Here is a 14470-nt window from a genome sequence, read left to right on the forward strand (position 1 = left end):
ACTTGCCCCCGATGGCAGTGTGTCAGTCACTACATGCATGACTGATCCACCGCCATCGGGGGCAAGCCCCCTCCCACCTTCCAGCCGAGTTAGCCATGAAACACCAGCCTGCTATTAGGCCGCCGCGCCAACAGCAAAAAAAACGGGGCAATCACTGATTGCCCCAAACGTACATCGAGAGGTCCTTCCACCTACAACGTGATCTGCTTGCGCTCCTCATCCGTCAACCGCGCACGCGCCTGTTCGCTCAACGGCCCCGCGCCCAGCACCTGCACCGGGCTGTTGGGGTTGTACTCCGAGGTTTTCTGCTGTTCCTGCGGCTCGCGCTGCACCGGCTCGGAGCCAAAGCTCAACACTTCCACCGTCACGATCGACGCCCTGCCCTGCTTGGCCGCCGCCTGCTGGCTGCGCGCCGCGTCTTCCGCCGCCTGGGACGCCGCCGCCCCCGCCGCGCTGGCCGAGGTCATGGCGCCGGTATTGACGGTGGCCGTCACCGGCACCCCGGACGACTTGCCCTGGGTCTGGATGTTCGCCGCGTTGACCACATGCAAGGCGGCGATGTTGACGTTGCCCGAGACCCGAATGCCCGCCTCGCCCGCGTCGATGGTGCCGGCCGGAGCCAGCAGGTCGATGTCACCGGCCGGCACTTCGGCAATCGGTGCCAGGGTGGCAATACCGGCACCGGCGCTTGGCACACTGGGTGACAAGGTCACGTTGCCCCAGGTGTCATAGAGCCGCTTGGGCGGTGTGTACAGCACGGTGGTTTTCGAGCCACGGCCGGCGTTGATGTCGCCTTCGTTGGACCAGGCGAGAATCGCCCCGCCAAAGGTGGTCATGATCCGGCTCTGGCCTAGCAGGATGCTGCCCCGGGAATACAATTGAATATCCCCGGCACCCTGCGTGAGGACCCCAGCACTGGCCGGCGGCACGTTGCCTTCAATCCCGAACACCTGCTGCCCGCCCGGGCTGAGCATCTGGATATTGCCGCCAAACAGGGTATGCACCCCGGCACCGCCGTACAGGGTGATGTCGCCGTTGTACACGATCGGGTTACCCGCCACGTCCTTGCTCGGCAACAGTGCGTTGATGGCCGCGCGGCTGCGGACAAAGCTACCGGAACGCGGGCCAGCGGCCAGGTTGTATTCGCGACCACCTTCGCGCACTTCGGCGAAGTACACCGAACGGGCGAAGATGCGTTGCTGCTCGGGGCCCAAGCCTGCAAAGTACGCCCGCGCCTGCTCGGCATCGCCGCTGAAGGCGTAGCGCTCGTTGAGCCATTGCAACAGTTCGGCCTCGTAGGTTTTCGCCACCTTGCCGGCTTGCGCGGCCAGCGCGACACCCTCGACCGCCTGATTAGCGCGGTCCAGGTAGGGCGTGACGAACTTCAGGTAATCCAGGCCGTTGAGCCCGACCCCGGCTTCCAGCACGATGGATGCCCCCGGACGGGAGTCGCCCACCGCCACCGGTCCCAGGCTGGTGATGGATGCTTTGTCGGCCATCAACAGGTTGCGCCCGGCACTGACTTCCAGGGTGCCGGGGCCGGCGACGTTGAAGCTGCTGTAGAGAATGTCGCGCCCGGCGGAAACCACTGACACGTCCTCAGGGCGGCTGTGAACGAACAGGTTGCCGCGGCTTTCACCCAAGTAATCGCCGTTGTAACCCAACAGTTTAGGAAGCACCGTCGACGAGCCCATATCGGTACCTGAACTGACAATGTCGCGCCCCGCCCGCATCCAGACCGGGCCTGCGGACTCATAGCGGACCTGGCCTTGACGCGGGCTGCCGAATGTCAGGATCTCACCGCTGCGCAACCCTACGATGTCGCCCTGCTGGGCATAAAACCTGGCCGGCTCTGCCTGGGAAGCCGGACGCGCAAGATCAGTCGCGCTGCGGAAGGCGAACAAGGAAAGGTCGTCCTGTATCGCGTCACTGCCCAGGTTGTTGACGACCAGGCTGAACCCATTCCTGCCGACAAAGGCTGGCGCGAACGGCGTCGGTATAGCACCCTGGCTGTCACCCGACTGGTTGACCGCATAACCGCTGGCGTAAATTGAGTCCCCGGCCAACATGGCCAATCGTCCTTTGCTCGACGGCGCCAATAACAGCGAATAAGCGGGATTGTTAGGCAGCGGGCCAGCACCCAGCGCGGATGCGCCGAGATAAATACTGCCATTGGCTGCTACCACGCCGAGCTTGGAGGGGAAGATGAAACGCCCGTCCGAACTGGAGTAGTTTTGCTCGGGCAGAGGATTCAGCTGGCCATTGGCGCTCAGCGACATGCTCTGCACGCTAGGCGTCAAACTGCCACCTGCGGAGAACAAGTCGATGGCGGTACGTTCGGTCCATAATGAGAACCATGTGGTGCCATTGCCATAAGCGCTACCGTTGTAACTGAACGCTTGGGTATTTTCGGTAGAGACGCGTCCAGGGTCGCCGGTCCCCGCCAACACCAGGTCACCTCGCGTCGACAGCGTGGCCGTGGCGTCGCCCAGCATCAAGGTGATCCCGCCCGTGGCCGTGCCCAGGCTTGCGGTGTACGGCGAGTAGGCTCGGCTTTCCTTGACATCCTGATCGTTACGCATACTGCCGTAATTCAAGGCAATGCCCCCCAGACTGCCTGCCTGCAGGTTCAAGGCGCCACGCAGGTTGGTCAGCACGCCATTGAGGCTGAGTGTTTGTGCCTTATAGTCGACTGATTGCAAGCTGGCGGTATTACTGCGGGTCGCACGAGCGTCCAGCCCAGGGTTCAAATCGCCTCCCATGCGTACATCCAGGTCGCCGCCCCCCGTCAACAGCAATTGACCGTCCACCACCCGCCCGGTACTCCCCACTGCCAACACCAGGCCTTCACTGCGCGGTGCTCTCAAGCCATCCACGGAGCCACGGCGCGTCTGCATGCCACCATCGCTGCCCAGGTCCAGGGTCAGATTGCCGCCGCCCAGCGTGCCGACACCGGTGAACCCCACCAGGCGTGGCAGCTGGTCTATCTGTGCAGCGTCGTCAAAATACCGGTTGGCAGTGCCGCTTTTGCCCTTTATATAAGTGCCAAAGTTGATCCACCAACTGGTCGGTATCGGGGTGACACCCGCCGTGCTGCCTGTGCCTTGGCGCCACAACCAGTTGCCCAGGTTCGCACTGTTGAGTTGGCTGCGACCGTCATTGTCCATTGGCCTATCTTGCATCGACGTCCAGACAGCGCCCGTCAGGCTACCGCCGGTGCGCAGCAACACGTTGCCGCCGCCGTCGGGGTACCAGGCGGCGTAAGGGCTGGCGCTGCTTTCATCGACCAAGGCTTCATACGCCTTGGCCGCGCTGCCCAGCACCGTCCCATCCTCAGCGGTGACGCGAGCCTGGTTGAAGTCGGCGGCGGCACCACCTGCGCGAGACGCGCTGGACGCCCCTGCGGTGTACACGCCGTAGGGCGATTGCATTGAGACGTTGCCCGCAGCGATCAGATCCAGATCACCGGTGCCGGTGCGCAGCACACTGAAATGCTGACTCACGGGTGAAACCAGTTTGACCGGACCGACGATCACCTGTTCAGGGATTGCTGGAGTGGGTTCGCCCAAGGAAACGCACAGATCTGCGTCGCACATACTTTCGTTTTCGGGTGACACCGGCGCCCCGGGAGTAAAGCCAAACAACTCGGCTAAGTCGCTCCACACGTAGTTGACGCGCACGCACAAGTCCGGGCAAGAAGCCCACTCGGACTCCGGCACCGGAGTCCCCGCCGTGACGCCGAACAGCTCGGCGGCAAAGTCACTCCAGTACCAGGCGCCGCCTGGCCGGGCCGGTTGCCCCGGGATGATGGTTTTACTGTGAGTCTCGTAAATGCCGTAGTGCGTGTCCGCCAGGGTCAGGTCGCCGGCAAAGGCCGGCTGGATAGAACGCGTGTCGGCCGCCTGGGTATCAGCACCGGACACCAGACGCAACGACCACGACTGCGAGCCTTCGGCCAACATCGGCGCCACAGCCCAGTTCTGGCGTGCCGTGGCGCCGGTCACGGTATGCAACGGCACCGATATCGCGCCGTTCGGCAGTTTGACGTCCGTGCCATAAGGAATCAGCGCGCCAACCTTGAGAGCCAGGTTCACAGCCAGCAAAACACCGTCGGTCGCACTGCCGATCAGCACCCCTCGGCTGGGTAACGGCACGCCGGCCGGCCAGGTCATCGCGCGCAGGGCGGCAGCGCCCGCCAATACGGTGCCGGCGTCCAGTCGTGTACCGGCAGCGAGCACCACAGGTTGTTGCAACAACGTGCCGGCGGCATACAGCAGGTTGCCGGCGCTGTCGCGCACCGCCGCGCTCAACACGGTATTGGCCGGCAGGGTCAGTGGCGCATCGAGGATGCCCTGCGTCGGCAGCACAGTGCCTTGCGCCAGCGTGGTGGCCTGGATCGGTAACGAGTAGTTGAGGGTCTTGCCAGTGGGGAATGCACTGCCCTCTGCCAGCACCACACCAGGGCCGGGCACGATCACATCGCTGCCGAACCCTTGCAGGCCGGGGGTCAGCACCCAGCCGTTGTCGTCCGGGGTGGGCGGCGGCGGGGCAAAACCGTCGTTGATGCTGCCGTAGACGTCCAGATTGCCACCGGCACGCACCACCAGGCTGCCGACCTCGCCCGAACCATACACCGACGTCTTCGGCGTATTGCGGTTGAGGCTGGCATAGCGCATGCCCGACAGGTCCAGGTCGCCACTGACCACCAGATCGCCTTCGGCGACGATTTCCACGCCTGGGCGCAGGTGGAAGGCGTCGGCGTAGCGGCTGTTGTTCAAGCCCGCCAGCTTGCCTTGCGTCAACCCGAGGTTGTTCAAGGCATTGTTGATAAAGGTTTCACTGAGCGCGTGTTTTTTATTCAGGTATTCCTGATCGATCACCTGATACGGCCGGCCACTGACCGACGGCTCAACGCCGGGCGGCGCATCGGTGTAACGGGCAACGGCGTTCAGCGCGATGGAGCGAGCGCCAAGGATATCGACGCGCCCGCGCGCATCGATGGCCACATCATTGGCATTCAGCCGGGGGGCATTCAGTTCCAGGGTGCCACGGGCCAGGCCGTCGTATTGCCCCGGGCCACGGCCCAGGACCGCAGCCGTGCCGTGGCGCACGTCGATACGCGCGCCATCGGCCAAGGTCAATTGACCGTCACCGCTGTTGAGTTCAACCATCGCCCGGTTCGGCGCATCGATGATTTTGCCGTAGCTGTCGACCCGCAACGCCGTACCGTGGGCATCCAGCACCGCACTGCCGGCGAGGGTCAGACCCTGCTTGCCGGCCAGGCGGATACTGCCGACCCGCTCACCACTGGCGTCGATAGTGCCCACCACCGTCAAACTGCCGTTATCCACCGAGACGTTGACCTGATTGGCCTTGAGTTCATCGCCGATAACCAGGTTGCCCTGCTTGAGCTGGAAGCTGCGCGAACCCCACACCTGTCCCTGGTTCAAGCGTTGGTTCAACGCGGCGAAATCCCCCATCTGCTGCGCACGAATGTCCACCCCGCCCGCCTGGTACGGTACCAGGGTGCCACCGGCATCGTAATAGCCGCTGCTACCGGCGCGGATCTGCCCTTGCAAGTCGACCTGCCCTGCTCCGGCGTCCACCGCCACGGCTTTGAGCAGGCCACCTTGGTTGTATCGGGCTGACAGGTCGACGAGCGCACCTGCCGCCTGATAAATGTTGCCGTGGCGGCTTTCCAGGCTGACGTCACCGCCCCAGCTGTATTTGCTCACGTCGTTGTTCCGCACGGTGCGACCACTGAGGTCCAGACGCGAAGAGGCGCCCAGGGTCAGCGCTTCATCGGCGCTGAGGGTCAGCTTGCCGCTGGGCAACACCACCGCCGTATCGACCGCCACGCTGCGCCCGGACAGCAATAACTCGGCGCCCAACGCGTCGATGGCCGTCGCATCCGCCGGGGCCGCACCGTTGGCCGGGGCCACTACGGTCACTGCGCCACCGGCGGTGATCCGGTTGACCGAACCGGCTTCACCGGTCAACAGCGGCGCGGTGATGGTCAAGTTGCCGCCACTGTAGGCAAAGCCCTTGCCCGCTTCATAAGCGCCCTGGGACTGATGCACCGCCAGGCTGCCTTTGTGGTTGGCCGTAATGCGTTCGTCGGCGTTGAGGTGGACATTGGCAAAGCCCAGGGTCATGCGGCCATTCTCGGTCAGGCCATCGGGCTGGGCATTGCGGCCATAGCCAAATTCGATGCGCCGAGCCTGCAGCTCCAGGGTGCCGCTGCCGGTGCCCGCACCTTGGTTGATCACGGCCGGCGGCGCACTGGTATCGCCTCCCCACACCAAGGTGCCGGTCTGGATCAACGCCACATCCGCCGCGTTGCCATAGCCATAGATCGCCGGAGTCGTCAGTAACAGTTCATCCAGCAGTGACTTACCCGAGCTGTCGAGGGTGCTCAGGGTGGCGCTGCCATAGAAGTTCAAGGATTGCCCAGCTGTCAGTGCCAGGCTTTTCAGGGCCGGTGCGCCGCGTGAGGTATCGCCGCGCAACAGGCGATCCATCACTTGCTGATTGAGGGTCAAGCCCGACGGCAACACGCCGCGCGCGGCGGCCTTAGCCAACGCCTCCGGGCTGCCGACGTTGATCCCACCCACCGCCAGCGCCAGATGACGGGTGCCGTAGCGCACACCGTCACCCAAGGCAAAGCGGTTGGTGGTGGCAAAGGCAATCGAGCCCTCGGAATACAGTGACGTTTCACCGCTGCAAGCCCCTGGATTGCACTGGCCGATCAGGATGCTGCCTGGTCCTCTATTATTGTCGCCAGCGGTTGGGGCCAGCATCTGCAAGCGCCCATTGGACACTGCCAGGACACTATGAGCGCCTGGTCGATAGATAAAACCATCATCCGAGTCATAGGCAGCCTTGCCGAGCCCCAGGGTGTTGATCGACGCACCTTGTTCGATCTCAATGGCGCCCGAGGACGTACCCGTCATCAAGAACACTTCCGGCGCCGCCAAGCTCGCACCTTGACGCACAACCACCGAGTTCGCGCTGGATCCTGTGTCGAACCCGACAAAATTACCACCCTGGCCGTACATCACCGTCGTCAAGCCGCCCACCACCAAACGGGCGGCCCCCAAGGCATTCAAATCGCTGGCGCGTACCGCCACTGTCGACGGCGTGGTACTGGCTTGGGCAGTGTCAGAAATCACCTCGATAGCGTCGCCCTGCACCGTTACAGTGGCACCGAATCCACCCTCCGCGGGTTTAAAACGCCCCTCGCCATCAAAGGTGAACCCCACGTCTTTTTGACCGGCGATCAGTTGCAACTTCAGGGTTTTGGCGTCGGCTTCAAGGGCCGCACGCGGGACGCCCAGGCGCGCAGCGTCAGCGCGCACGAAGTCTGCGTAACGGGTTTCGTTGTACTGGGAATACCGGCGCAATACCGCCGCCGGCGTGACGATCACCTGGCTCGACAGGCTGTCGCGAATGCCGGTGTGGGCAATCGACAGGAAGCCCTCGGTTGACCAGGAACCGTTATTCATGGCCGAAGCGTTCGGCATCGAACCTGCGGCAAACGCCGTTGCCAAGCCGTTGATCTCGACCCGAAACGCCCCCGGCAACAAGGCGTAACTAGACGGCAGCAAGGTGTAGGTCCCCGCCGGCAAGCCTGGAACCCCGGCACCGATACTGATTTGTTGCCCCACCAGCGGCTGGGTCGCACCCGGCTCGCCACCGCTGGGCGCGACTCCCGGCTGGGCGCCGGGAACAATCGCATAGATCGGGTTGGTGGCCAGCCCCGGCAAGGTAAAGCGCCCGTCCGCACCGATTTGCACCAACGGGTTGTAGCGCGCATCGGTGGAGCCGCCGCGCCCGGAGACAAACGCCGCGCCGAGCAACTCACCGCCACCGGCAAGGTCCAGCACCGCGCCCTGCTGCACATTCAGCGAGCGCCCGACCAATTGCATACCAACGGCCAGACTGCCCGTGTTATAGGTGCCGCCGACGCCCAGCAACTCCACCTGTTTGCCGTTGTACTGCCAGGTCACGCCGTCGACTGTCCCGCCATACGGCAGCACCAGGCCACCGGCGCTGACGGAGGTCAGGCTGCCAGGCAACAGGCTGATCACTTTGGTGGAACGGACGATGCCGCCATCCATGCCCAGGGTCAGCACGCCCATGGGCGCCCGTAACACGCCGCCTTGTTCGATGGTCGAGGCACTCAGCAGTAAGCTGCCAAACACTGAATAAGGTTGCGCCGGGGCCTCACTGCCGACCCGGCCGATGCGCAAGGTGCGTGTCGGGTCAAAGTCGCTGTTAGGCCCCGTGTAGCCGGCCGTGACCTCGGCAACGGCCCCCGTAGCCGGGTAAATCTGCGCCGCCGTCAGGCTCAAGTCGGCCTGGGTGGTCAAGGCGGTTTTAGTATTGTTCGCGCTGCGGGCCAGAAAGCGCATATCCCCCAGGCTGACCAACTGGGCCTGATCGAAGGCGCGTCGGTCAATGCCGTTGGCCAACGCCTTGGAGCGCTCGGCATGGGCACCGAAGTTGAGGCTATCACGCACATCCAGCACGTTTGCCGCTTCAACCCTCAAGAGCCCGGCTGTACCCTGCGTGGAAACGCCACCCTGGACCGTCGGACGAACGGCGCCGTCGCTGCCCTGGCTGTTGTTGCCAACCCCGGCCAGGCGTACATAAGGCGCCGCCAGGAGCACCTGGGACTGTCGGGGCGCGCCATCCGTCAACGCCATGGCCCCGGAATACAGGCTCAGGCTCTGCCCCAGACGCAGGGACACGTCACCGTCGAAGCTGATCAGACCATTGCTCAACAGCGACAGGTTATCGAAGCCGCCGGCGTCGACCTGGCTGACCGTAAGCCGGCCATGACCGTAGACCAGGCTGCCCGCGGCCGATTCGGGGGTGCTGCCGGCGGGCAACGGCACGCCCGGATCGGCGGCACTGACAATCAATTCACGGACTTGCCGCACGCGAGCCGCGGCCGATTCGGCGTACAGCGGCGTTTCCAACGCCAGGCTCAGGGAACCACCCGCCGCACCGGCACCACCGCTGCCGGCCTTGAGCGTACCGTCGAGGTACACGCCGGTGTTGGATGCCAGGGAGATGTTGCCGCCACGGCTGGCGATCACGCTCGGGCCGGCACCGTCCAGGTCCAGCACCGCCTGGCTGCCGGAAGCGTCAAGGCGCGCGCCTTCGCGCACCACCACAAACAAGTTGGCGGCGGAGGCGATCCCGGTGGCCGGGTCGATCACCCCGCCAATCACGATAGTGCCGCCCTGGCCGACCGTACCGTAGCGCCGGCCGAGACTGTCCACGGCGGTGAACGCCCGCCCGGCCACGTCCAGTACTGCGTGTTCACCGATCCAGATCGAACGGCCATGGCCCTGGTTTTCAACGCCATCGGCCACGTTGGGTTGCACGCTGACAGCGCCCAGCGTGATGCTGCCACCCCAGGCATTCAGGCTGCCATCCACGGTCAACTGGCCAATGCTGCGTAGACTGATCGCTTGACCCGGATCAACCTCAATCCGCGCGCCCTGGCCGATGCGCAGTTGCGCCGACGCCATCTGCGCCGCTGTCGACAACAACGTACCGGCTTGCAAGCTCACACTCGCGCCTTTGCGGGGGGTCAACAGGCCCTTGGTGGGGTTTTCCTGATACTGCGGCGGAGTCCAGATCTCCAGCGCAGTGCGTGGCGCTGCACCGCTCGCCACGCTTTGTGCGTTGTCATTGAGGCGGTACACCGGGGTTGTCACGGCAAGCTGGGTGCCATCGGCGACCACCAGACCTTCATTGCCCGTGATGTCATAGGCGCCAAAGCCCTTATTGAAGAACCCACTGCCGAGCTGCAACGTCCCGGTACCTGGGGCAACCGCCGAATCGCTGATCAGCACCTGGCCGGCCTGCACACTCAGGCGCCCGCCGCCATTGACCCCGTACCCGAGCAACTCACCGTCGAGGGCCAGGCTGCCTCGGCTGTCGCCACTATTGGCGTTGGCCGCGAGCGTCAGGTCACCACCCTTGCCGCCAGTGAGCTGGCCCTTGGCATCCAGGGCTGCGCCGGATGACACGTCGACCTGGCTACCTGCCGTCAGGGTCATATCACCGCTACTGCGCAACGCCACGCTGCCGCCGTTGAGATAGGGCAAACGGCTGCCATCGCCGGTGCCCAGCCGCTGATTGCTCCACAAGCCGCTGGCATCCAGGGACACGCCGTTGTTCACCGTCAGGCTGCCACGCCCGCCGAGGGTCACATCGACTTTGCCGGCGGGGGTGATCTGCGTTTGTACGTTACCCAACTGCAGGCTGCCGGAATGCGCGGTCAGGTTGGCATTGACCTCGATTTTCGGAGCAAACAGGGTGATGTCGCCGGCTGCGGCCACCTCCAGCGCACTGTTGACCAGAATCGAACCGGTGCTGGCGATTTTGATCGCGCCCAGCTCCGTCGCGTTCAAGGCATCGGTGTCCAGATAGAGCGTGGACACCCGATCAGCCGGCAGTGCGGTGGTCAAGTCCAGACCTGCGGCGATAGCCGCCGCCCGCTGCCCGAGCACGACGTTTTTCACGGTGCCGGCATCCGCCCCCAGGGCGTACTGCAACGTGGCGCTGTCCTTGACGTAATACGGCACGTAACTACCGACCACGAATTGGGCACCGCGGGCCACGGCTTTTTGCGATTGCAAATAACCGTCCAGGCCTTTTTGCGCGGCCTGGGTCTGGCGTTCGCCCTGATAGGTGTCACCCACAACCTGGCCCTCCAGAACCGCACTGGCGGTACTGACGACCAAGCGTCCGGCATCGCGCCCCACGGTGTAGGCACCTTCTGAACGCTCACGCGGGGCGATCAAAGGGTTGTAGTAATACTCGGTCACGCCCCAGCGCTGGCTGTGGTCCTCATAGCCTTTGTAAATCCCGCTGTAGAGCAAGTCCCCCGGCGCGGTGGACAGTTCATACAAACGCCCGTCCGGCCCTTTGAGCCAGGTTTGCTGGACCTTGCCCGCCTGCACATCGAGGGTGCCGCCGGACAGGTTGATCTGCGAACCCTGTTGGGTCACCACGTCCTTACCGCTGAAGGTCACCGTACCGCCCTGGGCCATCCACTCGCCAATGCCGTGGTTACGGGTGCCCAAATAACCGCCCACTTCCAGCAGGCCACCCGCGGTGTACCAGCGGTCGGTGGCATAGCCATTGGTGCCAGCCGCGACAAAAATCAAGTCGCGGACATCCACCCACACATCGTTGTTATTCAGGGACTTGTCGTCGCGATTGACCGCCGCATCGCGCTGCTCGTTGCCTTGGATATTGACCTTGACGCTATTGGACGCCATCGACACCTTGACCCCGGTGGCGCCGGACACGTCGATCACCGCGCCGTCGCGCACCAGGGTGCGCTGCGCAGCCTTGATACCGACTTGGCCGCCAGTGGCCAGGGTCACGGAACCGCTGCGAAAATCCACCGTGCCGTCGCTGGTGATTTCCACCAGGGACTGGTCACGGCGGTAGGTATCGGCCGGCACAATGTTGCCGTTCTGATCGAGCGACGGCGTCATCAGCCCGGCGCGCTGGCTGTCGAGGGCGCTGCTGCTGTCGAGCAAAATCGCGCTGAGGCTGCCCTCGCCCAGGGTCACGCTAGCGTTGTTGCCCGTGCCCTTTACATGCAGGGTACCCCGGGCTTCCACCGACGAACTGGTGAGTAACACACCGTTTTGCAACACCTGCTGGCCAGCCAGGGTGATGTCACCGGTAGAGGCCTGAATCAGCCCGCTGTTGCTGACCTTGCCGCTGCCGGTGACGCTGACTTCATTGCCCCGCGTGGTGGACGCAACATTGCCATCGGTGCTGTAGCCCTTCTTGATCACAAAGCTGTCGCCCGCCGCCAGGGTGGTCTGGCCTCGCGCGGTGGAAATGGTCCCGGCGTTCTCCACCTCTTTGCCGAGCAACAGCACATAACCGCCGCCCGCAGTGGAGGTGGCGGGCACCTGGGTCTGGATCTGCGCACCACGCTCGACCGTCACCTTGCCGGCGGCCTGGGTGAAACCGGGCGCGCTGTTGCTTGAACTGTACAGCCCCTTGGCGGTGAATTGCTCATCGCTGAAGCCCGTGGCGGCAGCCACCAGGTTGCGCACGTTGACCTGGCTGCTGCCGCTGAACACGACGCCGTTGCTGTTGAGGATCAGCACCGTGCCGTCAGCCTTGAGAGCCCCTTGGATCTGGCTCGGCGCCGTGCTGTTGTTGACCTTGTTGAGCGCGGCCCAATCGCTGTTCTGTTGGAACTGCACGGTGGTGTTGCGACCGATGTTGAAGGTGTCCCAATTGAGGATCGCCTTATCGGCCGTTTGCTTGATCGAGACCAGCGTCTTGCCGTTGGCATCGGTTTGCACCGGCCCCTCGGCGTTGACAAACAGCGGCTTGCCATCCGCGCCGATCACCACATTCAAGCCGTTGCCGCCCAGACCGTTATGGATCGTCTCCGGCCCCGCGCTGGCGTTATTGCGGGCAGCGGCCTGCGCCGCCTGTTGCGCGGCAATTGCGGCGACGCTGGTGTTGAGGGTCTGAAAGGAGCGTTGCAACTGCTGACCAAGCACCTGTTGCTGGGCCAACGGCGGCGGCGTTCCCGGTGACGTCGCGCCAGGGCGTGCGCCGCCATCGGCCTGCGTCACGCCCTTGGCGGCAAACCAACCCGAACTGAACGCCTGGGGCTGCGCCGCGTGGGCACCGCCGGTAAATACCAGCAGTGCGATCACATGGGCCAGGGGTTTAAGGCGCAACACCGGTTGACCGGCAGTGGCAGGCACGTTGGCAGCGCGGTTGGCAGGCAGCTTCAGACGGGAACGCATCACTTACAGGTCCTTTTGACGGGGCAGGCGAACGACGGGCGCGCGAACACTGCGCGGGCACGTGTTGTGGTTATTGCTTAAGGCGGTTGCCGAGGGGTGCGACCGAACTGATGTCACACAATGTTCATACAACGCGGTTCAACTGGCGGGTCGCGATGCACAACGACAAAACCGGCAATGACGCGAAGTCATTGCCGGTTGTGGGGCCAACCCTGTCGAGACGGGGTGTTACAGCGGACGACCGATACCGTTGCAGGTGTTGGTGTCGCCGATGCGCAGCGAGCTGGTGGTGGCAACGAAGTTGTCGTAGACCGCTTTCTGCCAGGTAGTGGACAACGGAATGAACGAGTGGCTGCTGATAGCCGCGTTGTTCACGCCGGTGTAGTGACGTTTCAGGAAAGTCTGGATGCGGGTGTTGTCAGCGGTGTCTTTGTAGCACTGGCTGAAGACCAGGTTGGTGTAGCCGACGATGGGGTAGCCCGCAGTCGGGTTGGCAAACGTAGGGACCCAGTTCAACGGGTCGGTGGCGGCGGCGGAACCGACGGTCGGTGGCGCAATAGTATCGAGAGAAGCTTGAACGTTCACTTCAGTCGGCAGGAAGCCATTGACCGAGGCAACGGCGGCGGCGCTGTTGAACGCTGCGTAGTCAGGGCTGACGTAACCGATGGCACCGTTGTTATTGGTGATCGCGGTGGCGACACCTTGGCTGCCGGTTACAGCGAGGTAGCTTGAACCGACCGGAGCGCTGGTGGCGGGGTCAAAGCCGATGGCGGTGACGAAGCTGTTGCTGACATTCGGTACCGACGCGGGTTTTACCGCTTTGAGGTGGTTGGTAAAAATCTCGGTGGTCCCGCTGGTTTCCTGACGGTAGACCACTTTGATCTGCAGGTCTGGGCCGGCAGCCCCGTTGAATTGCACGTTTTTCCAGTTAGTGATCTTGCCGGCGAAGATATCAGCCAACTGAGCACTGGTGAGCTGCAGCGAGGTTTTACCGTCGATGTGGTAAGGCACGGTCACCGAAGTGGCTTCAGCCGGGACTTGAACCAGCGGGCCATAGGCGGCGCGGCCTTTAACGGTATCAGCGTTGTAAGCAGCCAGTTCCGCGGCGCTCACCACCGAATCGCTACCGGCATAGTCAACGGTGATACCCGAGGCCAATTTCAGCTTGGTCGAATCGTTACCGAAGAACGCCTTCTTGCCGTCGCCGCTGCCTACACCGATGTAGGGGCTAAAACCTGGAATGCTGGCAGAGAGGATGCCGGTAGCCGTCGTCGATGTGGCAGTGCTGCCGTAGAGTTTTTCCGGCAAGGTGGCCCCGCCACCGACCACTGCGGCCATGGATTGGGCCGAAGCCAGTGCTGCAACTGCCAAAGAGGCCGCGATCATAGTGCGCTTAAACATGAAGAATCTCCTTTCGTCGTGTTTGTACGTTTGAGGTAGATGGCTCTTGCATGACGCCATGGCTTCGGTCCCAAGCCGTGTTCCGGGGGTGGCTGGGGGTGAGGCCATGGCTAGAGAATTTCGCAGCTTCCGATGACAGCTAAGGGAAAAAACCTCGGGAGGAAGCGCTTGATTTTTAAAAAGATTCTCGGGTGTTTTGGTCATGGTTTTGAGCGGTTTGGAGGCAGGTGACAGCGCGGTTTCAGTGGGGGTTTCGT

The 14470-nt window shown here is 63.6% G+C and carries 2 protein-coding genes; both read right to left on the bottom strand.

Annotation, left to right across the window (positions count from 1 at the left end):
* Positions 1–191 precede the first annotated feature (191 nt).
* Positions 192–12812: a filamentous haemagglutinin family protein gene (locus LQ249_RS18620; RefSeq protein ID WP_232565754.1), complete on the bottom strand. Its 12621-nt coding sequence runs from the start codon at positions 12810–12812 to the stop codon at positions 192–194.
* Positions 12813–13040: 228 nt separating this feature from the next.
* The gene (locus LQ249_RS18625; protein ID WP_046383046.1) at positions 13041–14213 is read right to left on the bottom strand and encodes a substrate-binding domain-containing protein; all 1173 of its coding nucleotides are present in this window, start codon (positions 14211–14213) and stop codon (positions 13041–13043) included.
* Positions 14214–14470 lie beyond the last annotated feature (257 nt).

This window comes from Pseudomonas sp. 7-41, from assembly GCF_021233075.1.
GTDB lineage: Bacteria > Pseudomonadota > Gammaproteobacteria > Pseudomonadales > Pseudomonadaceae > Aquipseudomonas > Aquipseudomonas veronii.